The following is a 20,604-nucleotide window of genomic DNA, read 5'->3' on the forward strand; positions in this document are numbered from 1 at the left end:
GCGCCGGGGGTCAGCCACGCCCGTACAGGTGCTCTCGCACCCTTCTCTCGACCGCCTCCTCCCTCCGCCTCAGTGCCGAGAGGTTCACCGGACCCTCGCGATAGGAGGTGAAGAGGAGATAGAGGAAGTCCACCGTCAGGTCCATCACCTCCTTCTTGAACCTGACCTCGACGGTAGTATCCCCGGCAAACCCCTTGATGGAGAACCAATCGGGCTTCTCGAACTTGTAGAACCCCTCACCGATATTGGGGAGCGCTTCAACCTCCCCGAAGTTCTCCAGGTAGGCAAAGAGGCCTCCCGGTACCGGGGCGTCGAGGAGGAACTCCTTCATGAATGAGCCGTCGGCGCAGACTTTATGACGAACCGACCGAACTATTCGCATTCTGTGCAATCTCCTTCACTGCTCGTGCGGCGGTCCGGCACTCTTCATCCGTCGTGAACCAGGAGAGGCTGAGCCGGACGCAGCCGGTCCCCTCGTCTATCGCCTTATGCACGAGGGGCGCACAGTGCAGCCCCGTGCGGGCGATGACCCCGTAAGCACGGGCGAGGATGAACCCCACGTCGTCGTTCTCCAGCCCCCGGATGTTGAACGAGACGATGGGGAGGGAGGGGGACTCGTTATAGATCGTGATGTTTGACTCGCTCTTCAGCTCCCGGATGAGGAACGCCGTCTGGCGCTCCGCCTTCTCCGCGATAGCCGTGATCCCGATGGATGCGACGAAGTCTGCCCCGGCCGCGAGGGCTGCAAGGCCGGGGTAGTTATGGGTCCCGGTCTCGAACCGCTCCGGCATCTCGCGGGGCTGGTAGAGCGAGAAGGAGTCCGTGCCCGTCCCTCCGTAACGGACGGGAGCGACCGACTCCGGGTCCCGCAGGTAGAACCCGCCGGTGCCCGGGATGCCGAAGAGGCCCTTATGGCCGGTGAAGGCGTAGGCGTCGACCGGGAGGTTCTTCAGGTCGATAGGAATATGCCCGGCAGTCTGGGCACCGTCGACGATGAAGAAGATGCCATGATCATGCAGAACCTCGCCGATGCGGTGGATATCTTGCACCGAACCGAGCACGTTGCTCCCGTGGGCCGTGACCATGAGCCGGGTATCGGGGGTGAGGGCCGCTTCGACAACCCCGGGGGAGACGGCCCCGTCCTCGAAGGGGAGGACCGTCAACCGGATCCGGCCCTGCCGCTCGAACTCGTGGAGCGGCCGCAGGACCGAGTTGTGGTCGAGTTCTGTCGTGATGACGTGGCAGCCGGCCTTGTTGCCGGCAAGGAACCCCTGGATCAGGAGGTTCAAGGAGTCGGTCGCGTTCTGGGTGAAGACGATGTGCTCCGGGGGATCGGCGGCGAGGAGGCCCGCGAGCGCCTCCCGGGCCAGCGTGATGTAATCCTCGCCCTGGCTCCCGGTGGTCCTTCCCGACCCGAAGACGGGGAGGGCAAGGGATTGTCTCGCGGCCTCAAGCACCTCAGGGGGTTTCGGCCAGGTCGTGGCGGCGTTGTTCAGGTAGATGATCGGTGGGCTCTTGGCCATGTAACGTTCAGAGGATCTCTCCTCCGCGGTCAAAAAAGGATCGATCTGGACACCAGGGCAAGCAGTCCAGGCTGTTGTGATCAGGGAGGAGCTCACCAGAGCCCATAGCACCCTAGATCCTCTTTGCCACCGTCTCGACCGCCTCGATGATCGTCTGCTGGTGCGGCTTGATGATCGCGACCGGGCAGTCGACGATCCGCTCGACGATCGGCGCCAGGATCGGGGCACATATGATCCCGAGCGCCCCCTCCTTGTCCGCCCGCGCTGCGGCGATGATGCACTCCTCAAGGGAGTCCGCCGAATAGCCCCGGACCCAGTACTTCGCTAATTTGCGATACCCCGACCGTGCCTCTCCACCCGAAAACCCGCACAAAAGCGAAAGATCTATATGGGTTGCAGGCATCCCCTCATGCCTTTCACCCAAGGGAAGAGGACAACCTGCAGTAAGAATAGCCACCTGAAACCGAAAGAATGTTGTGCTTGTGCGGTCGCAGCACTGGATCGGCACCTGACCATCCCGATCCGGGGTTCGCTCACCCAAACCGACCTGTTCCAGGCTCTGGTGGGGATGGCCGCAATGCACCAATCGGTGCACTCGCTCACTGGGTTTCTGGAGCAGGTACCCTGTGAGACATCGTTCCGGTACCACCTGAAGAAACTCTCGATGGACGATCTGGAGCAGAAGAGTACTGCTATCCTCACCCACTTCGTGCACCACGTCCTGAAACCCGGAAACGCGTATCAGTTCGCGATCGACTATACTCACGATCCGTACTACGGAACGACCTCCGGCGAGAATGAATCCTACATTGTGAGAAGCAAACGCAAGAAATCGACGAACGAGTTTTATTCCTACGTCACCCTGTACGTGACCACGAAAGACCGGCAGATGACGCTGGCTGTGTATCCGGTGCGTCGGGGCACCTCGAAGGTCGGGTACATCGCCCGGTGCCTCGACCGGATCGCCGAACTCGGCCTCACGGTTGAAGCACTCTGCCTTGACCGGGAGTTCTATACCCGGAAAGTCTTCGGGTTCCTGACCCGGATACGGGTGCCGTTCATCGTCCCGGTCAGGAAACACGGCAAACGGATGAAAGAACTCCTCAAGGGAACGCGATCCCGATATGCCGAGTACCGGATGAAAGCCAAACCCCCGCTGCTCCTGACGATCGCGATCGCGGTGACGTATGCACAAGGAAAACGGGGAAAGCACGGCGTCGAGAACCTGGGTTACGTTGTTGGCGGCCTTGCGTGGCATCCACGCCGGGTGCATCAGACCTACCGATCCCGGTTCGCGATCGAAGCGTCCTATCGGATGCGCAACCAGGTGAAACCGAGGACGAGCACGAAGAACCCGGTGATCCGGTATCTCTATGCAATTATCTCTTTCCTCCTGAAGAACGTCTGGATCGCTCTCCTGTGGAGGAACTTCTCGCCGGTGAAGCAGGGACCGAGAACCATCGAAATGCGCGCGTTCCGATTCGACTGCTTCATTGTCATAATCGGGGAAGCAATCCGGGCAGCGATGGGGATGGTGAAAGGAATTCCTGTCTTACGGCATTCGGTTTAGAGAACGGAGAGGAGAAAGACGTTGAATAAAAGAAAGGGGAGGAAGAAGTTAGCGAAGTACTGGGACCCGGTACTTCCGGTCGCCGACCGGGATGTCGCGGTTATCGAGGTCGTTGAGGAGGAACCGCGCCGCGATCACCGCGATGAAACTCTTCTCCCGGGGCTCGAGGACGGCGACGATCCGACGGACGGTCGACAGACGCGGGTCCGCCCTCCCTGACGTGAGTTTATACAGGGTTGCTGCCGGGATTCCCGCCCGGTCCGCGAGTTCCCGGATGCTCATCTCCTGCCGGGCGAGTTCCTCCTGGAGCGCCGCGGCAAAATCGGTCTCGAAGATCCTTCTTGAGAGCATTGGTCTACTATAGTACGGTACGTGAGATAACCTTTTCCAGATATGACAAATTAAAGCCCTGCCAGGGAAGATCCCCACCCCTCCGGACGCCGATCCCGTACCGACTCCGCGGTCGTGGGAGAGCACGCTCTCGATACGCTCGACGGCACCCGGGGCAGACGCCGGTATCGATGCGGAATCCGGCCGTCGCACAATCGCCTCCCGCAACGTCCCACCACAACCTTTATAGTTAGGTGAACCCTAACTAAAAGGGAATCACCTATGCCGGCGAGAGAGGAGCATCTGTTCGAGGTATTTGAACGCCTGATCGCCATCAAGAACGAATGCTCGTGCGAGATCTCCTCTGAATGCGGGCTCGCGGATATGACGACAAAGCAGATCGCCTATCTGAAAGTCATCGACGAGCACGGGGATGTAACGTTCAGCAGACTCGCCGAGATCACCCGGAACTCGAAACCCACCGTCACGGAGATGATCGACAAATTCGTCAGGATGGAGTGCGCCTACCGGCAAAAGTCCCCCGATGACGGGAGGATCGCCTACATCCGCCTGACCGAGAAGGGCCGGATGATCGCGAACGCCGAACAAAAGACGCTCCACCTGATGATCGAGCGGATGGTACGGGCACTCGACCCGAACGAGGTGGATCTCCTGGTCGAGATCCTGAGGAAGGTCAGATAATTTTTGGCCGGCAGAAAAGTTAGGTAAATTCGAACTAAATTATTGGAGTCACCATGTACTCACCACAACCAGACCAGCCCACCGAGAGCATCGTCATACCGCTCTTTGAGACCGTGGTCTACCCGGGCAGCCGGACAAAGTTCCCGGTCGACGGAGTCACCGGAAAGGCGCTGCTCTCCGAAATGGCACAGACCGGATCCATATCTGCGATCGGGCTGACCGTAAACGGCGATACCACGGAGGTATCGGTCGATGCGATCTACACGACCGGGAGCCTCCTTGAGATCTCGCACGTGCAGCCTGCAGACGACGGCTACCTGATCTTTGCGCGGGCAGCCCTCCGGGTGAAGGCCGTCACGCTCGTCGAGAAGGGCGGGGTCTTTTACGCCGCCTGGGAGCCGCTACCGGACATCATGGACCTCGACGAGGCAACCCGGGCGGAGATGCTCAAAGGTATCAGGGCGGCCATCCACGAGATCAGCACCAACTTCCAGGGTGGCGAGCAGTTCACCCGGCCCGTCGACAGGATGGATTCCATCGACCAGATCATGGGGTTTGTCATGCCGTTCGTCTCGATCGAGATCGCAGCGAAGCAGGAACTCCTGGAGATCGTCTCCGTCCGGGAGCGGTACGACACGTTCCTCAAGACCCTGGTCGCCGTGAAGGAGAGCATCGCTCTCCGGATCGAGGTGGCGAAGAAGGCCTCCGACAAGGTCGGGAAGGCGAACCGCGAAGCGATGCTCCGGGAGCAGATGAAGGTCATTCAGGAAGAGCTCAACGGGAGCGACGACTCGGACGGCGAGGACGGCTACCGGGAGCGGATCGAGCGTTCGACGATGCCTGAAGAGGTGCGGAAGAAGGCGCTCGCCGAACTGAAGAAACTCGAGACGGGCGGCAGCCAGCACCACGAGAGCCAGGGGATCCGGAACTACCTTGACCTCCTGCTCGACCTCCCCTGGACGGTCGAGGAGAAGAAGCAGATCGATATCGAGGAGGCCCGCCGTGTGCTCGACGGCAACCACAACGGCCTCGATAAGGTCAAGGAGCGGATTGTCCAGCACCTTGCGGTCATGAAACTCAAGGAGGAGAAGCAGGGCTCGATCCTCCTCTTCGCCGGCCCGCCCGGGACCGGGAAGACGAGCCTGGGGCGGAGCATCGCCGATGCGTTGGGGAGAAAATACGTCCGGATCAGCCTCGGCGGCGTCAAGGACGAGGCGGAGATCCGGGGACACCGGCGGACCTACGTCGGGTCGCTCCCCGGCCGGATCATCCAGGGGATGAAGCGGGCCGGGGCGAAGAACCCGGTCTTCATCCTCGACGAGGTCGACAAACTCGCCGTCTCCTACTCCGGCGACCCGGCAAGCGCCCTCCTCGAGGTCCTCGACCCCGAGCAGAACAGCACGTTCTCGGACCACTACCTGGAGGTCCCCTACGACCTCTCGGACGTGCTCTTCATCGCGACGGCGAACACGCTGGCAACCATCCCGGCACCGCTCCTCGACCGGATGGAGCTGATCGAGATCTCGGGCTACACGAAGAACGAGAAGTTCGCGATCGCAAAGGACCACCTGCTGCCTGAGACCCTCGCGGAGCACGGCCTCGATGCGGAGAGACTCCAGGTCGAGGATGAGGCCCTGATGACGATCATCGAGCGCTACACCCGCGAAGCAGGGGTCCGGGCGCTCAAGAAGCAGCTTGCCGGGATCGCCCGGTTCGTCTCCACGAAGGTCGTATCGGGGAAGGCCGATCTTCCGTTCGTGGTGACGGCGGATATGCTCCCGGGGATCCTGGGGAGGGAGACGGTCCGGCAGGACGTGGCGAGGAAGGAGAACCCGCCCGGTGTCGTCACGGGGCTTGCCTGGACACCGGTCGGCGGGGACATCCTCTTCATCGAGGGGACGTTCATGCCCGGTAAGGGCAAGCTCACGCTGACCGGCCAGCTCGGGGACGTGATGAAGGAGTCGGCGCAGATCTCGCTCAGCCTGGTCAGGTCGAGGCTGGCATCCACCGTGACCGGGTTCGACTTCTTCGCAAGCGACATCCACATCCACGTGCCCTCAGGAGCAACCCCGAAGGACGGCCCCTCGGCGGGGGTGACCCTCTTTACGGCCCTCGCATCCCTCATCACCGGGAAGGCGGTCGACCCGGCGATCGCGATGACCGGCGAGGTGACGCTCTCCGGCGCCGTGCTGCCGGTGGGCGGGATCAAGGAGAAGGTCCTTGCCGCCCACCGGGCCGGCATCAAGAAGGTCATTCTCCCGCGGGAGAACGAGCGGGACCTCCAGGATGTCCCTGAGGATGTGCGGAGCGAGCTTGCGTTCGTGGCCGTGGAGACGATCGAGGACGTCCTGCGGGAAGCGCTGGAGATGGACCTCCCCGGCCCGGTCGTGCCATACGCCGAGAACCGGTGCGTGGCTGCGCACGATCTCTGAACACCCCCTTTTTTACCCCGCCTCACCGGGGATAGAACTCCTTTTCTCCTGGCGCCGACGAAAAGGCGCCGTTCGTTCCAAAAACCCCCCTGCACGCCCATCTCTGTCGTATAGTTACCTTTAAGATAACTGGCCCGGATGTGGGGGGCACGCCTGGCCGTGGGCTTAACGGCGCATGACCGGCCGGGGCGAGAGGATGCAGGTGAGCGAGTATGGATGCGAGGAGAAAGATAGACGAGAAGAGCAAGCAGGAGCAGCTCGACGAGTTCCGGGCAGACCCGGAGCAGGAGTACCTGACGACGAACCAGGGGCTCCGGGTCAGCCATACCGATGACTCGCTGAAGGCGGGGGAGCGGGGGCCGACGCTCCTTGAAGACTTCCACTTCCGCGAGAAGGTGACGCACTTCGACCACGAGCGGATCCCCGAACGGGCCGTCCACGCCCGGGGATCGGGGGCTCATGGGTATTTCCAGGTCTACGAACCCATGACCGAGTATACGCGAGCGGCGTTCCTCCAGGATCCTCAGAAGTTGACGCCGGTCTTCGTCCGGTTCTCGACCGTCGTGGGGTTCAGGGGCTCCGCCGACACGGTCAGGGACGTCAGAGGGTTTGCCACGAAGTTCTACACAGAAGAGGGGAACTACGACATCGTCGGCAACAACATGCCGATCTTCTTCATCGTGGATGCCATCAAGTTCCCCGACCTTGTCCACGCCATCAAACCGGAGCAGCACCACCAGATGCCACAGGCCTCCGCCGCCCACGACACCTTCTGGGACTTTGTGGGGAACCTGCCGGAGATCACCCACATGATCATGTGGGTCATGTCGGACCGTGCGATTCCGCGGAGCTACCGGATGATGGAGGGGTTCGGGGTCAACGCCTTCCGGTTCATCAACGCCGAAGGGAAGGGGCGGTTCGTCAAGTTCCACTGGCGGCCGCTGCTCGGGGTCCACTCGCTCGTCTGGGATGAGACCCAGAAGATCGCCGGAAAAGACCCGGACTTCAACCGCCGCGACCTCTGGGAGGCGATCGAGATGGGGGATTATCCGGAGTACGAACTCGGGATACAGCTGATTGAGGAAGCGGACGAACACAACTTCGAGTTCGATATCCTGGACGCGACGAAGATCTGGCCTGAGGAGGATGTGCCGATCCGGTGGATCGGGAAGATGACCCTGAACAGAAACCCGGACAACTTCTTCGCGGAGACCGAGCAGGTCGCCTTCTGCCCGGCGAACATCGTGCCGGGGATAGACTTTTCAAACGACCCGCTCCTGCAGGGGCGGCTCTTCTCCTACCTCGATACCCAGCTGATCCGCCTCGGGGGCCCGAACTTCCAGGAGATCCCGATCAACCGTCCGCTCGCGCCGGTCGCAAACAACCAGCGGGAGGGCTACCACCGGATGACGATCGATAAGGTTGTTGCAAGTTACTTCCCGAACTCGCTCGGCGGGAATAAGCCCCGACCGGCCCGGGTCGAGGAGGGCGGCTACGCCCACTACCAGGAGAAGATCGATGCGAATAAGATCCGTGGACGGAGCGAGAAGTTCAACGACCACTTCAGCCAGGCGAAGCTCTTCTGGAACAGCATGTCGGACGCGGAGAAGGAGCATATCGTCAAGGCCTTCCACTTCGAGCTCGGGAAGGTCGGAGATCTCGGTGTCCGCAAGCGCGTGGTGGACCTCATCAACAACGTCGACGGTGACCTTGCGATACGGATCGCAGAAGGGATCGGGGTCCCGCCCCCGGCAGAGAAAGGCGCGTCCTCCGGCACGAAGAAGTCCCCGAACCTCAGCCAGGAGACGACCGTCATGGACACCATCAAGAGCCGGAAGGTCGCGATCCTCGCGATGGAGGGGTACAACCACGACGAGGTGATGCAGGTCTCGCAGGCCCTCAAAGATGGCGGGGCTCACCCGGAGGTCATCTCGCAGTACTTCGGTAATGTCAGGTCCGCCGACGGCAAGGAGATGGAGGTCGATAAGAGTTACGTCACCACCACCTCCGTCGTCTACGACGCTGTCTACATCCCGGGCGGGAAGCACGTGGAGACCCTGAAGAACCAGGGTTTCGCGATCCACTTCGTCAACGAGGCCTTCAAGCACTGTAAGCCGATCGGGGCGGTTGGAGAAGGAATCGACCTTCTGAAGGCATCGGATATCAAGGGGGTCGCCTTTGACGATGCCGGCTCCGGGGGGGAGGTCGTCTCCGAGATGGGGGTCGTGACCTGCGGGAGCAAGGGGAACATGAACTCGTTCGTCGACCAGTTCAAGACGGCCATCGGACAGCACCGCCACTGGGACCGGGAGAAGAAGGAGCAGGTGCCGGCCTGATACGGGTCGTTGCAGGGCACCCTCCCGAACCACTTCTTTTTCAGGGTGCCTTCCGATACGCGAACGCCTGCGCGGTAGACCGACCATCGCAATCCCGGAACCCGGAGAGGCAGTCCAGCTCTCGGGTGGAGGCTGCAGGCGCATCCGCATCTCCGGGAGCGAAGCCCTTATTACTAATCTTGATTAGTACTAATCATGATTAGGGATTTCGTCGACCGCGAGACCGAGCGTGCCATCCTTGAGGAGGAGTGGCGAAAAGACGGCGGGCGGCTGATCATCCTCTACGGGCGGCGCCGGATCGGCAAGACCCGGCTTGTTGCCGAACTCGTCCGCAGCAAAGAGGGCATCCTTCACTTCGCCGAGGACACCGCGCCGCAGATCCAGATCCGGCGGTTGCAGGAGGCGATAGCGCAGTTCTTCGACGATTCGCTCCTCGCAACGCTGGAGATCGCAACCTGGGATCAACTCTTCACCTACCTCGCCCGGATACCCCTCGCTGAGCGCCGCTACCTTGTCATCGACGAGTTCACCTACCTGATCAAGAACGATCCGACGGTCCTCTCCGCACTCCAGAAAGCCTGGGACACCGCCCTCGCCGGATCGAACTGGTACATCCTCCTCTCCGGTTCGATGCTCGGGTTGATGACCGACAGCGCGCTCTCCTACACGTCCCCCCTCTACGGGCGGCGGACACGCGACATGCTCCTTGAGGCGCTCCGGTTCCGCGATGCACGGCGGTTCCTCCCTTCATTCTCCTTCCGGGACGCCCTCAAGGCTCACCTGACCATCGGCGGCATCCCCGAGTACCTCCTCAAGGCCGGGGACTACTCGAACTACGCAACCTTCGTCGAACGGGAGTTCTTCAGCAAGTACGGCTACTTCTACCGGGAACCCTACTTCCTCCTCTCACAGGAGTTCCGGGAACTGAAGACCTATCAGGCGATCCTCAATGCCGTCGCCGTCGGCAACACCAGCGCCGGCACTATCGCTCAGTTCTGCGGCATGGACGCTCGTCACCTCTACCCCTACCTCGAAGCGATGATCCGGCTCGGGATCATCGAGAAGGAACTGCCTCTCCTCGGCAGCCGGCGACAGGGGCTGTACCGTATCAAGGACTGCATCTTCGACTTCTGGTACAACTTCGTCTTTTCGCACCGCCAGGAGATCGAGACGGAGAGCCTTCCGGGAGACGGCATCGATCTGAATCCTTACTTCGGCAAACGGTTCGAGGTCTTCGTGCGAAATGAGTTCGCCCGGAGCGTTCTGCCGGGGTATACCATCGGACGATGGTGGTATCGCGGCGAGGAGATCGATCTCGTCGCCACGCAGAAGAGCAATGGGAGCATTGTCTTCGGGGAGTGCAAATGGGGGGACCTGAGTGAACGGGAGGGGCGCAGCGTGCTCATGCGCCTTGAGCAAAAAGCGAAGCAGGTCCGGCACGACCACTACCCGAGCGAGCGCTTCTGCCTTGTCGCCGGTAGCATCGAAGGAAGAGATCGGCTTCGTGAAGAGGGGTTCCTCGTCTACGACCTGGAAGATATCGAAGCGAGTTGTGCGACCGGTTAGCCGGGGCGACCGCCACGCTCTCACCAGGCGGTTCTGTCAGGTGACCACGCGAACCCCGGTGCCACAGGTTTAAGAGTTGGGTGCACAGATGTACCCACATCCTGACCGGGAGCGCTCGTGCGGGAGAGAGGGAGGCGACCGTAGTATGGCCAGAGGGGTGGGAGATCCGGCAGAACCGGGGCCAGAGAGAGCCGTTGCACCGGAGGAGATCAGGGAGGCGCCGGGCGAGCCGCCCTTCATCATCACCGGCATCGGTGCGTCTGCCGGGGGGCTCGAGGCCCTTGAGACCTTCCTCAAGAACACGCCTCCCGATATCGGGGCGGGGTTCGTGGTGGTCACCCACATGGACCCCGCGCACAAGAGCATGCTCTCCGAGATCCTCCAGCGGAGCACCACGATGCCGGTCTCGCAGATCGAGCACGGCATGAAGGTCCGGCCAAACTCGGTCTACGTGATCCCGCCAAACACCGACCTTACCATCCAGAAAGGCATCCTCAACCTCGAAGAGCCGTCGAGATCGAGAGGGATGCGGCTGCCCATCGACCACTTCTTCCGCAGACTGGCCCAGGACCAGGACTCAAAGGCGGTCGGCATCCTCCTCTCCGGCATGGGGCACGACGGGGTGCTGGGCCTGCGCTCGTTGAAAGAGCGCCTCGGGACGGTGATGGTCCAGGACCCGATCACCGCAGAGTTCCCGAGTATGCCCCGGAGCGTCATCGTCTCGGGGCTCGCCGATTACATCGCGCCGGCGGGCGAGCTCCCGAAACTGCTCGTCAATTACATCCAGTCCTACCGGAGCCTTCGCGAGGCAAAACCAGATGCGAAGCGGTACACGAACGCCCGCTCGAAGATCCTCGCCATGATCCGGTCGCGGACGGGCGAAGACTACTCCATGTTCAAGGAGAGCCTGATCCGCGGCCGGATCGTGCGGCGGATGGGGTTACACCAGATCGAGGACGGCGAAGACTACGTGCGCTACGTCCAGGAGCACCCGAGGGAGATCGAGATCCTTGCGCAGGAGATCCCCACCGGCCCGAACTGGTTCTTCAGGAACCCGGAGGTATGGAAGATCCTGGAAGAAGAACTCCTGCCCGGGTTGGTCCGGGACAAACCGGACGGCAGCACGATCCGGGTCTGGGTCTCGGGATGCGCCACCGGGGAGCAGACCTACAGCATGGCCATCGCGCTCGAAGAGGCGATCCAGTCCTCGGGCAGGGAGAACGAGATCCAGTACCAGATCTTCGCGACCGATATCGACCGGGAGCGGATCCTCGAGGCGCGGGAGGGGCTGTACATCGCGAACATCGAGGTGGACGTATCGGGAGAGCGCCTCGCGCGGTTCTTTACGAAGCGGGATGATACCTACCAGATTCGCCAGGAGATCCGGGAGAAGACCGTCTTTGCCCAGCACAACATCCTGAACCATCCACCGTTCCTCCACCTGGATATCCTGGATGTCGAGAGCCTTCTTTTGTACACGAGCCCGGATGTGGTGCAGAAACTGATGCCCCTCTTCCAGTACGCCCTGAATCCCGGCGGGATCCTCATCCTCGGTATCGACTACTCCGGCCAGAAACCCCCGGAGCACTTCGAGCCCATCGATGAGACCTGGAAGATCTACCGGAAGACGGCGGCGCCCGTTGGAGACGAGGGGCGGGTGGAACTGCCCTACACGTTCACCCCCCCTGCCGGAATCGCGGCGGGCGAACCCCGGCCCAGGAAGGAGAACGAGACGTCTTCCGTCGCCGCACTCGCCCAGGAGTGGCTGCTTTCGCAGTACGCTCCCCCGGCGGTGATCGTGAACGAGAGCGGCGATATCCTCTACTTCCAGGGGAGGACCGGGAAGTACCTGGAACCCTACCCGGGTCGAGCGACCCTGAACGTCTACACGATGGCACGGGGGGGTCTTCGCTACCCGCTCACCTTCGCCATCCGCACCGCTCTCCAGGAGAAGCGCACCGTCACGCGGGGACCGGTACCCGTACAGACGAACGGGAGCGAAGAGACGATCCGCCTGACCGTCCGCCCGATACGCCAGGTTGAAGGTGCAGAGGGGCTGCTCATGGTCGTCTTCGAGCCGGTGCAGGGGTCCGTCCCGGAGATCGGGCGCGGGGAGGAGCCGGCCCCGGAGGGCATCCTGCAGTCCGACCTTGATCGGGAACTCACGGAGACCCGGGTGCAGCTCCAGCGCACGGTCGAGGATATGCAGGCGTCCCAGGAGGAGCTCAAGTCGATGAACGAGGAGCTCCAGAGCACGAACGAGGAGTTGAAGAGCACGAACGAGGAACTGACGAGTTCCAAAGAGGAACTCCAGTCCTTGAACGAGGAACTGCTCACCGTCAACGCCGAACACCAGAGGAAGATCGAGGAACTCTCGGAGAGCAACGACGATATGCGCAACCTCATGCAGAGCACCGATATCGCCATGCTCTTCCTCGACAACGACCTCCGGGTGCGGTGGTTCACCGACCCCATCCGGCCCATCGTCAACCTCCAGTCGGGGGACGCGGGAAGGCCCATCACCGATCTTGCGGTCAACCTCAGGGACGGGAACCTCCCGGGCGACCTCCGGGGCGTGCTCAGGACTCTGCAGGTGCAGGAGAGAGTGGTGCAGACGGCGGACGGAAAGTGGTACCTGATGCGGATCCTGCCCTACCGGACAGCGGAGAACCGGATCGAGGGTGTGGTAGCCACCTTCACCGATACCAGCCGGTCAAAGGAGCTTGAGTCCTCTATCAGGCAGGCCCAGACCTACGCCGGGGAGATTATGGCCGTCGTTCACGAGCCCCTGCTGGTGCTGGACGCCGAGCTCCGGATCGTCGCCGCGAGCCGCTCGTTCTATACGACGTTCCAGGTCGCACCGGAGGAGACGGAAGGAACCCTCATCTATGACCTGGGAAATCGGCAATGGGACATTCCCCAACTCCACGCTCTGTTCGAGGAGATCCTGCCAAAAGGGACGGCGGTCGAGGGGTTCCTGGTGGAGCACGACTTCCCCGGGATCGGGCACCGGGCGATGCGGCTCTCCGCCCGGAGGTTCCAGTCGGACGCCGGAGCAGACAGAATCTTCCTTGCCATCGAGGCTGACGGAGATCGGCCTCTGTAGAGACCGGGGGCCCTGAACCCGGAACAGAGCCCTTTACGATGAGATCCCGGTTGAGGAACCAGCAGCAGACATATACGTTTGTCGGTTCAACTGCTGAACTATTACCGCTCGCCGCCGGGACCCCGGTCGTGGGGTCCGGTGGTGGCCAGGTCATTCATGAGATCAGGTGTGACACAGCTCAAGAAGGAAGAGTATGCGCGGCAGTTGCAGGCAATCTTTCAGGAGAACGGGGGAGACCCCGCTGCACTCCGCGCTGCCGTGCAGGACCTCTTCCAGAAACTGACGGCGGAGAGCGAGGACCTCCGGCAGGAGAACGCGGTGCTCCGGGAGAAGGGGGAGGGCCGGCAGAGCCTTCGCCAGTACACCCACATGGTGGCCCTGGAGCAGGCCCAGACCTACGCCGAGGAGCTCGCGACGGCCAACGAGGAGCTCGCGACAGCGAACGAGATGCTGAACCACCAGAACGATGAACTGACCGCTGCCCAAAAAACCGCCGAGATGGAGCGGGAACGCTACTACGAGCTCTTCGATGCCGCCCCCGAAGGCTACCTGGTGACGGACGGGGACGGAAGGATCCTTGAGGCAAATCGCACCGCGGGGCTCCTCCTTGCCATCCATAAAGACAGCCTTGCCGGGCGCAACCTCCTCACCTTTGCCCGGGAGGGGAGCCGGGCCGATATCAAGGCCAGGGTGGCCCGGGCGGCCCGCGGGGAGGCGCGACAGACCTTCGAGGCGGAGATCCAGCCGTTCATGGAGGAGCCCGTGCATGTCTCCGTGAGCATCGTGTCGGTCAGGGGGAGGGAAGAGACGGAGCCGTCGCTCCGCTGGATGGTCCAGGATATCAGCGACCGCAAGCAGAACGAGGAAGCGCTTCGGCGCCTTAACCGGGAGGTCGAGGCGGCACGCGACGAGGCAAACCTCTACGTGGACATCCTGACCCACGACATACGAAACACCGAGAACGTCTCAAACCTCTACGCCGAACTGCTCGCAGACCGCCTGGAGGGAGAGGAGGCCAGATACATGGCGAACCTCCAGCGGAGCATCAAGAAGAGCATCGAGATCCTGGGCAACGTCTCCACGATCCGCCAGATCCACCGGAATGCCTCCGAACTCAAAACGATGGATCTCGATGCAGCCATCCGGGATGCGATCAAGGGCTATTCGCGCACCACCATCCGTTACGACGGGACGCACTGCCGGGTATGGGCGGACGACCTCCTCTTCGTGATCTTCAACAACCTCATCGGGAACGCGGTGAAGCACGGTGGTCCCGGCGTCGAGGTCGCCATCCGGGTGGCGGAGGGGAGCGGGAGCGTCCGGGTCTCGGTCGAGGATACCGGCCCGGGGGTGCCGGACGAGGAGAAGGACGCGATCTTCCACCGCTACGAGCAGCAGAAGCGGGGCGTCGGGGAGGGGCTCGGCCTGTATCTCGTGCAGGTGCTCATCGAGCGCTACGGCGGGGGGATCCGGGTCGAGGACCGGGTGGCCGGCCAGCCCGGGGAAGGGGCGGCGTTCCGGCTGACGCTCAAGAAGGCGGCATAAGCCTGCGGCCCGGACCCCGGCGATTTTGATGAATGAGGCGCCTCAACTGCGTAGCTTCGGCGAGTTGAACCAGAGCCCGTAGAGCTGGTGCGATTCGTCGCCCTTCTTGAAGACGAACCGGAGGGCTACCCCATCCACCCGCTCGAACGCTGGCCGGTGGGCCGCGGCGAGGATGAGCAGGACAGCGAGAAAAGTAGATGTGTCAGGGGGCGATCGGCCCTTACCCACTCCCTTCCTTCAGCAGCATGGAGATATCCTTCTCGGTCTTACAGAGGCGCACCATCGATTGTGCGATCCAGTAAGGGTCGATATCCTCCCCGAAGAAGAACTGAAGCCTCGTCCATCCAGAGGAGTCAATGACCAGTTCAACTCGTTGCGCCTTCGGGATGGCGGTGAGAAGAGAATCACGGAGCCGGGGCAGGAAGTCCGCAACCTTCGGGTACTCCTTGTGTCTGACCTGCACCTCGATGCTGATCGAGTCCTTCCAGTCGCTGAACTCGTAGTGCACCGCCGTCGGCCATCCCTCGCGGTATACGCGGACGTTCTCCCTCCCGGTCACATGGGTTGAGAAGAGGGGCGCCTTCATCTTCGAGAACTTCTCGACGATCAACCGGAGCCGCAACCTCTGGCGCTTCATCTCCAGATCCGGCTTTCCCGATACCAGGAAACGAGAATGGTAGAAGTACTCGTTCCTGCCAAGCCGGTAGCGCTCGACCACCAGCAGCCGGAGGTCGAGATCGCTGTGTTCGTTGAGGTAACTGAACTCCCGGATGAGGTCGTCTGAGGCAGCGTCGAGGACGATGATACCCCGGATCTGTCCGGTTCTCAAGGAAGAGGCGACGTTGCTCTGTATCAGGCTCAGCCGTTTCTCGCGTTCCTCTTCCCCCACGGCATCAGCCATACGGCGAATATTCTCTTCGAGCAGGCCTGCGGATCGTGCATTCGCTTCATCCGGGGTGAGGTTCTGCACCAGAGAGAGGTGGTCGCACAACTGACCGATCACTTCGCGCCGCGACTCAGCGTTGCGGGCCAGTTTCACCTCGACGATGACCGGCAGCCCGTTGTTATCGATGAGGAAGATATCGGCAAACCCGCCTTCAAGCGGAAACTCCCGGGTGATCGTGACGAGGGCGGAGTCGTCGCGATCGACCAGGAGCACCGGGTGCTCGGCAAGTATCTCCAGGAGTTCATATTCGTTCTTGAAGGGTTCCGGTTGCTGGGCCAGTTCGCTTCCTTCACCGATCCGTATCGCGGGCATCAGATCTCTCCATAGTGGGTATTTACGGAGAGGTTGATAGATGTTTATCCAGCATCGCTGCCATCTGACGCCAGAGGACGGCAGGACCCATGCAACAGGCACCCCTCCCCGCCCGGCCGGCGGTCCGCCTCAACTGCGTAACTTCGGGGAGTTGAACCAGAGCCCGGAGAGCCGGTGCAACGGATCATCCTTCTCGAAGACAAGCCGGAGGGCCACGCCGTCCTCCCGCTCGAACGTAGCCCGGTAGGTCACGGCAACGAACTCGCCGGTCTCGGTGACGACGGGATCGCTTCTGGACTCATAGAGCCCGATCCGGGACGTAACATCTTCGCGGGTCTGCTCGAACGCGGCCTCGTCCAGGGCCTGCCTCATCTCCGGGGAAAAGTCGCGGGAATACATCGTATAGTTGCCTTCGTTGAAGCCCTGCATGAGGTTATCGGCGATCGGGTCCGCATAGGCGAGCACCTCTGTCGCATCATCGCCGGAGAGTACGGTCTCCTGGCTCATGCAGCCGGCTACCGAGATCGCGGCGAGGATCACGAGAGCGACGAGGAAGGGGATTCTCGATGAACTCATGAGATACGGTTGGATTGGAGGAAGATTAAGGTAGGGATTTGACCGCCGGGGAGAGGGGGTAACCCAGGAGTGCACCCTCCCATTTATCATCTCCTGGATCTTCTCCAGGGATTGATTGCACCAGATGGACCCGTCACCCCCGCTCCCGCCGGAACTGCGATCCGCGCTGACCATACTCGACGCGCTCGACGAGGGGGTGCTCCTCGTCGACCGGAAGAACCGGGTGGCCTGGATCAACCGCCCGCTCGCATCTCTCTTCGGCCTCGACCGGGACGCCCTCTCCGGGATCGACCTCGACCTTTTCGTGCGCAGGTATATCTCGCCGTGTATGGCAGAGGAAGGGATAACCGCACCGTTCCTGGACCGGCAGGGCGAAGGCCTCGGCCTCTTCATCGTCCGGACGCTTGTCGCGAGGTACGGCAGGAAGGTCTCTGTCGAGGATCGAGCGCCCGGGCACCCAAAAAGAGGAGCAGCGTTCCGCTTTGCGCTGAAGAGAGCGGCCTGAATCAGCCGAGGAGGCTCGTCCGCGAAGCTCCCGACCATCGGCACCCGGATCTTACTCGGTAATCCGGTATGCCTCACGGGGCACCCGCATCTCAAACCGTGCCCCCTTCCCGGGCTCTCCCGTCTCGGTGATGGTGATCCCGGTGATCCCGAGAATCTCCCGGATCAGGAAGAGGCCGAGCCCCGTATTCTTTCCGACGCCCCGGTTGAATATCCGCCCCTTCTCCCCGGCAGGGATGCCGACGCCGTCGTCCTCCCAGACGAGGGTGAGGTCGCCCGTCTCCTCCAGGCGATACCGGACGCGGACCCGGGTCGCCGCCTCGCCGTGCCGGACCGTGTTGTCCATCAGGTTCGAGAAGACCGTAGAGAGCATCGGGTCCGCGTAGACAGCCAGGTCCCCGGCCTCGTTCTCGACCGGCAGCCCATGAGGTGCCGCTGACCGGATCGCGTCGGTGACTCGCCGCCATTCCGGCGATTTGACACCGAGATCCGTGTAGTCCCGGGTGAACTCAATCTGGCGGCGTATCCGGTCGGCGGCGGTCTGCACCCGGGCAAGGTACTTGGAGACCTCGGGCTCCTGCACAGCCTCCCCGGCAAACGAGAGGTTGCCGAGAAGGATCGTCAGCTGGTTCAGGACATCGTGCCGGGTGATGCTGCTCATCAGGTTGAGTTTTCGGTTCACGACCGCAAGGCTGTTCGTCTGCTGGGCAAGCTCCCGGGCATGATACTCGATCTCTTTTTCCATCGCTTTACGCTCGCTGATATCCTGGACCGTGAACGTCAGACCCCAGGAGGGGTCCGCCGGATCGAGCGGTGTGCCGGAGAGCAGCACGTCGACGATCGCGCCGTCTCTTCGCATACACCGGATTTCAAGCGTACATGTCCCGGCCTTCTCGATCTGGGCGTTCATCTCCCGCAGGGCAGACCAATACTCCGCCTCACCCGGAAAGAGGAGCCGCGCGGGCCGGTCGATGAGTTCGTCGCGAGCGTAGCCGGCGATATCGCAGAACCGCTCGTTGACCTCCGTTAAGACCCCGCTCATAACCATCCCGATGCCGGTGGGGGCAGCCCGGAAGATGCTCTCCATCTTCTCCGCGGACTTCCGCAACGCTTCCTCGGCCTCTTTCTGATACGTGATGTCCTGCCACCCGCCGTACAGCCGGGAGCCTCTACCCTCGCTATCGGTACAGTCGGCCGAGACGCGGAGCCACCGGACCGGGCCGTCCTTGCGGACGATCCGGAGCTCAAAGAGCGACGACATCCCCGGGGAGAGCCTGAAGATCGCGCGCTCAAAGACGGGCATGTCGTCCGGGTGGACGATAGCCTTCCAGCACCGCATCGCGAGGATCTCGTCATCGGTATACCCGGTGGTCTCGTGCACTGCACCGGCAATCCAGTCGAGAGTGTAATCGCCCGGATTTTCGGGGACGCAGGAGTAGGCGACATCGGAGATGCTCTCGGAGATGCGCCGGTAACGTTCTTCGCTTGCCTGGAGTCGGTGCTGGCTCTCGGCGAGGTCGTCGAAACTCGACCGGAGTTCCTCCTCGATAGCGGCGAGCTGCTCATACGCCCCCTGGAGTTCCTCGTGTCTCTGCAGGAGCTCGGCATCCACCTGTTTCTGCCGGGTGATATCCCGGATCACCTCGATCGCACCGACCCGCCTGCCCTCCCGGTCATAGAGCGGCGACGCCCGGATCATGATGACGGCGGCCTGCCCGTCAGGATGGGGGAGATAGGTCTCGCCTTCGAGGATCTCGCCCTTCTTCATCATGGCATGGTAAGGGCCGCTCAACTCTCCGTCGGACCGGAGAACGTAGTCAATCAGGACCGGGCGCGCCTCGCCATAGAGCGGAACCGCATACGCGTAATCGCCCCGCCCGAGCATCCCGGCTTTCGGAACACCGAGCATCTCCTCGATTGCACGATTCCAGGCGATCACGCGGCCGCTGGTATCGATGACGAAGGTCGCGTCCGGGAGGAAGTCGATGATGTCGGCAAGCCTGCGTTCGCTCTCTGAGAGTCGCTGCTGGTTCTCGGCAAGGTCGTCGAAACTCGACCGGAGTTCCTCCTCGACGGCGGCGAGTTGCTCATATGCCCCCTGGAGTTCTTCGTGTCGGGAGAGCAGTTCGAGTTCGGCGAGTTTGCGTTCCGTGATGTCGTGCACCATCCCGACGGAGCGGACGACCTCTCCGAACTCGCCCCGCAGGTGATCGCACCGCTCAAGGACGTGCCGGACCTCCCCGCTATCGCTACGAAGGATTCGGTGCTCGATCTCGTAGCCGTCCTTTCCGTCCGCGATCGAACTGAAATACGCGGTATCAACCAGGCTTCGATCGTCTGGATGGACCATCGAGAGGAACCTCTCATAGGTCGGCGGTTCTCCGACGTCAAGGCCGAAGATGTGGTAGGCCTCGTCCGACCAGGCCAGGCGCCCGGTCCTGTGATCGAACTCCCAGCTGCCAAGGTGTGCAAGGCTCTGCGCCTTATACAGCATCTCTTCGGTCTTGTGGACCGCGGCCTCCGCTCTTCGCCTCCCGGCCAGTTGCCGGACAGCGTTTGCCAGCTCGGCGAACTGCGCCTTCGGGTTACCGCCCTTCTGGATATAGAAGTCAGCACCGCGGTTCAACGCCTCGATCGCCACCTCCTCGCGCCCTTTCCCGGTGAAGATGATGAAGGGCACCCGGGACCCCGCCTCCCGGACCCGCTTCAGGAGAGCGAGTCCATCCATCTCCGGCATCTGATAGTCCGAGACAACCGCGTCGTACCGACAGGAGAGAATCATGCGAAGCGCCTCGATGGGGCTTGTGGTGACGTCGACAGTGATGCCGCCCGCCCGTTCAAGGAAGATACGGCCGATATCGAGCAGCGCCTCCTCGTCGTCGACGTAGAGGATGTGCTCGGGGTTGGTGACGATGTGCACTGTTGTTCCTATTGAGGAGGGGATGAGAAGTATAAAAAACATTTCGTATGAACAGCGGTCTATTAAGAAGAATTATGGATTTATAAAGGGTTAATAAGGAATTTTTTGTAAATCCAGCGGATATGCCCGCCGAGAGGCGGACAGGTTCTCGCCTCGCGCAGGCACGGCCAGAGCCCGATGACCGCATGCTCCCCGGACCCCCGGTGACGGCATTCCGGGGTTGCACCAGGAGAGCC

Annotated in this window: 16 protein-coding genes; 8 read left to right on the forward strand and 8 right to left on the reverse strand. The window is 62.1% G+C overall.

The window, feature by feature from the left end:
* Positions 1–10: 10 nt before the first annotated feature.
* The 3 genes from V6K60_RS04045 to V6K60_RS04055 all read right to left on the reverse strand — a co-directional run bounded on the left by V6K60_RS04045 (position 11) and on the right by V6K60_RS04055 (position 1,926).
* The gene (locus V6K60_RS04045; protein ID WP_332449233.1) at positions 11–331 is read right to left on the reverse strand and encodes a hypothetical protein; all 321 of its coding nucleotides are present in this window, start codon (positions 329–331) and stop codon (positions 11–13) included.
* Between the two features lie 22 nt (positions 332–353).
* Positions 354–1,523, reverse strand: coding sequence for an aminotransferase class V-fold PLP-dependent enzyme (locus tag V6K60_RS04050; protein ID WP_332449234.1), 1,170 nt, complete (start codon positions 1,521–1,523; stop codon positions 354–356).
* A gap of 112 nt (positions 1,524–1,635) precedes the next feature.
* Positions 1,636–1,926 (reverse strand): hypothetical protein, encoded by a 291-nt coding sequence (locus tag V6K60_RS04055; protein ID WP_332449235.1) that lies wholly within the window; start codon positions 1,924–1,926, stop codon positions 1,636–1,638.
* A gap of 6 nt (positions 1,927–1,932) precedes the next feature.
* Between V6K60_RS04055 and V6K60_RS04060 the strand changes: the two genes are divergently transcribed.
* On the forward strand, positions 1,933–3,093 hold the full coding sequence (locus tag V6K60_RS04060) for an ISH3 family transposase (RefSeq protein ID WP_292385492.1): 1,161 nt from the start codon (positions 1,933–1,935) through the stop codon (positions 3,091–3,093).
* Positions 3,094–3,141: 48 nt separating this feature from the next.
* Here V6K60_RS04060 and V6K60_RS04065 read toward each other — a convergent pair whose 3' ends face one another.
* Positions 3,142–3,444 carry a helix-turn-helix domain-containing protein gene (locus V6K60_RS04065; RefSeq protein ID WP_332449236.1) on the reverse strand — a complete coding sequence of 101 codons (303 nt, stop codon included), beginning with the start codon at positions 3,442–3,444 and terminating at the stop codon, positions 3,142–3,144.
* Positions 3,445–3,705: 261 nt separating this feature from the next.
* Between V6K60_RS04065 and V6K60_RS04070 the strand changes: the two genes are divergently transcribed.
* From V6K60_RS04070 to V6K60_RS04095, 6 genes are all read left to right on the forward strand, one after another.
* Positions 3,706–4,125, forward strand: a complete 420-nt coding sequence (locus V6K60_RS04070) for a MarR family winged helix-turn-helix transcriptional regulator (protein ID WP_332449237.1) — start codon at positions 3,706–3,708, stop codon at positions 4,123–4,125.
* A gap of 53 nt (positions 4,126–4,178) precedes the next feature.
* The gene (gene lon / locus V6K60_RS04075; RefSeq protein ID WP_332449238.1) at positions 4,179–6,557 is read left to right on the forward strand and encodes an endopeptidase La; all 2,379 of its coding nucleotides are present in this window, start codon (positions 4,179–4,181) and stop codon (positions 6,555–6,557) included.
* Between the two features lie 212 nt (positions 6,558–6,769).
* Positions 6,770–8,893: a catalase gene (locus tag V6K60_RS04080; protein ID WP_332449239.1), complete on the forward strand. Its 2,124-nt coding sequence runs from the start codon at positions 6,770–6,772 to the stop codon at positions 8,891–8,893.
* A gap of 195 nt (positions 8,894–9,088) precedes the next feature.
* Complete coding sequence (locus V6K60_RS04085) at positions 9,089–10,459, forward strand: ATP-binding protein (RefSeq protein WP_332449240.1); 1,371 nt, start codon at positions 9,089–9,091, stop codon at positions 10,457–10,459.
* A 145-nt stretch (positions 10,460–10,604) separates the two neighbouring features.
* Positions 10,605–13,565 carry a chemotaxis protein CheB gene (locus V6K60_RS04090; protein WP_332449241.1) on the forward strand — a complete coding sequence of 987 codons (2,961 nt, stop codon included), beginning with the start codon at positions 10,605–10,607 and terminating at the stop codon, positions 13,563–13,565.
* A gap of 168 nt (positions 13,566–13,733) precedes the next feature.
* The gene (locus V6K60_RS04095; RefSeq protein ID WP_332449242.1) at positions 13,734–15,110 is read left to right on the forward strand and encodes a PAS domain-containing sensor histidine kinase; all 1,377 of its coding nucleotides are present in this window, start codon (positions 13,734–13,736) and stop codon (positions 15,108–15,110) included.
* 42 nt (positions 15,111–15,152) lie between these two features.
* On the opposite strand, the gene V6K60_RS04100 is transcribed toward V6K60_RS04095, so the two are convergent.
* The 3 genes from V6K60_RS04100 to V6K60_RS04110 form a co-directional block, all read right to left on the reverse strand.
* Positions 15,153–15,338, reverse strand: coding sequence for a hypothetical protein (locus V6K60_RS04100; protein ID WP_332449243.1), 186 nt, complete (start codon positions 15,336–15,338; stop codon positions 15,153–15,155).
* Positions 15,331–16,368, reverse strand: coding sequence for a hypothetical protein (locus tag V6K60_RS04105; RefSeq protein WP_332449244.1), 1,038 nt, complete (start codon positions 16,366–16,368; stop codon positions 15,331–15,333). The genes V6K60_RS04100 and V6K60_RS04105 overlap by 8 nt, the downstream gene beginning before the upstream one ends.
* 129 nt (positions 16,369–16,497) lie before the next feature.
* The gene (locus tag V6K60_RS04110) at positions 16,498–16,944 is read right to left on the reverse strand and encodes a DUF3887 domain-containing protein (RefSeq protein ID WP_332449245.1); all 447 of its coding nucleotides are present in this window, start codon (positions 16,942–16,944) and stop codon (positions 16,498–16,500) included.
* 124 nt (positions 16,945–17,068) lie between these two features.
* Between V6K60_RS04110 and V6K60_RS04115 the strand changes: the two genes are divergently transcribed.
* Positions 17,069–17,449 carry a PAS domain-containing protein gene (locus V6K60_RS04115; RefSeq protein WP_332449246.1) on the forward strand — a complete coding sequence of 127 codons (381 nt, stop codon included), beginning with the start codon at positions 17,069–17,071 and terminating at the stop codon, positions 17,447–17,449.
* A gap of 51 nt (positions 17,450–17,500) precedes the next feature.
* Here the strand turns inward: V6K60_RS04115 and V6K60_RS04120 are convergent, their stop codons facing one another.
* Positions 17,501–20,410, reverse strand: coding sequence for a hybrid sensor histidine kinase/response regulator (locus V6K60_RS04120; RefSeq protein WP_332449247.1), 2,910 nt, complete (start codon positions 20,408–20,410; stop codon positions 17,501–17,503).
* Positions 20,411–20,604: the final 194 nt, after the last annotated feature.

Origin of the sequence: Methanoculleus sp. (assembly GCF_036677455.1) — an archaeon.
GTDB lineage: Archaea > Halobacteriota > Methanomicrobia > Methanomicrobiales > Methanoculleaceae > Methanoculleus.

Coding starts and splice junctions, on each gene's coding strand:
- V6K60_RS04060 (WP_292385492.1), top strand. CDS start 1,933: ATGCCTTTCACCCAAGGGAAGAGGACAACCTGCAGTAAGAATAGCCAC.
- V6K60_RS04055 (WP_332449235.1), bottom strand. CDS start 1,926: ATGCCTGCAACCCATATAGATCTTTCGCTTTTGTGCGGGTTTTCGGGT.
- V6K60_RS04110 (WP_332449245.1), bottom strand. CDS start 16,944: ATGAGTTCATCGAGAATCCCCTTCCTCGTCGCTCTCGTGATCCTCGCC.
- V6K60_RS04045 (WP_332449233.1), bottom strand. CDS start 331: ATGAAGGAGTTCCTCCTCGACGCCCCGGTACCGGGAGGCCTCTTTGCC.
- V6K60_RS04105 (WP_332449244.1), bottom strand. CDS start 16,368: ATGCCCGCGATACGGATCGGTGAAGGAAGCGAACTGGCCCAGCAACCG.
- V6K60_RS04090 (WP_332449241.1), top strand. CDS start 10,605: ATGGCCAGAGGGGTGGGAGATCCGGCAGAACCGGGGCCAGAGAGAGCC.
- V6K60_RS04120 (WP_332449247.1), bottom strand. CDS start 20,410: ATGTTTTTTATACTTCTCATCCCCTCCTCAATAGGAACAACAGTGCAC.
- lon (WP_332449238.1), top strand. CDS start 4,179: ATGTACTCACCACAACCAGACCAGCCCACCGAGAGCATCGTCATACCG.
- V6K60_RS04080 (WP_332449239.1), top strand. CDS start 6,770: ATGGATGCGAGGAGAAAGATAGACGAGAAGAGCAAGCAGGAGCAGCTC.
- V6K60_RS04085 (WP_332449240.1), top strand. CDS start 9,089: ATGATTAGGGATTTCGTCGACCGCGAGACCGAGCGTGCCATCCTTGAG.
- V6K60_RS04050 (WP_332449234.1), bottom strand. CDS start 1,523: ATGGCCAAGAGCCCACCGATCATCTACCTGAACAACGCCGCCACGACC.
- V6K60_RS04115 (WP_332449246.1), top strand. CDS start 17,069: ATGGACCCGTCACCCCCGCTCCCGCCGGAACTGCGATCCGCGCTGACC.
- V6K60_RS04070 (WP_332449237.1), top strand. CDS start 3,706: ATGCCGGCGAGAGAGGAGCATCTGTTCGAGGTATTTGAACGCCTGATC.
- V6K60_RS04065 (WP_332449236.1), bottom strand. CDS start 3,444: ATGCTCTCAAGAAGGATCTTCGAGACCGATTTTGCCGCGGCGCTCCAG.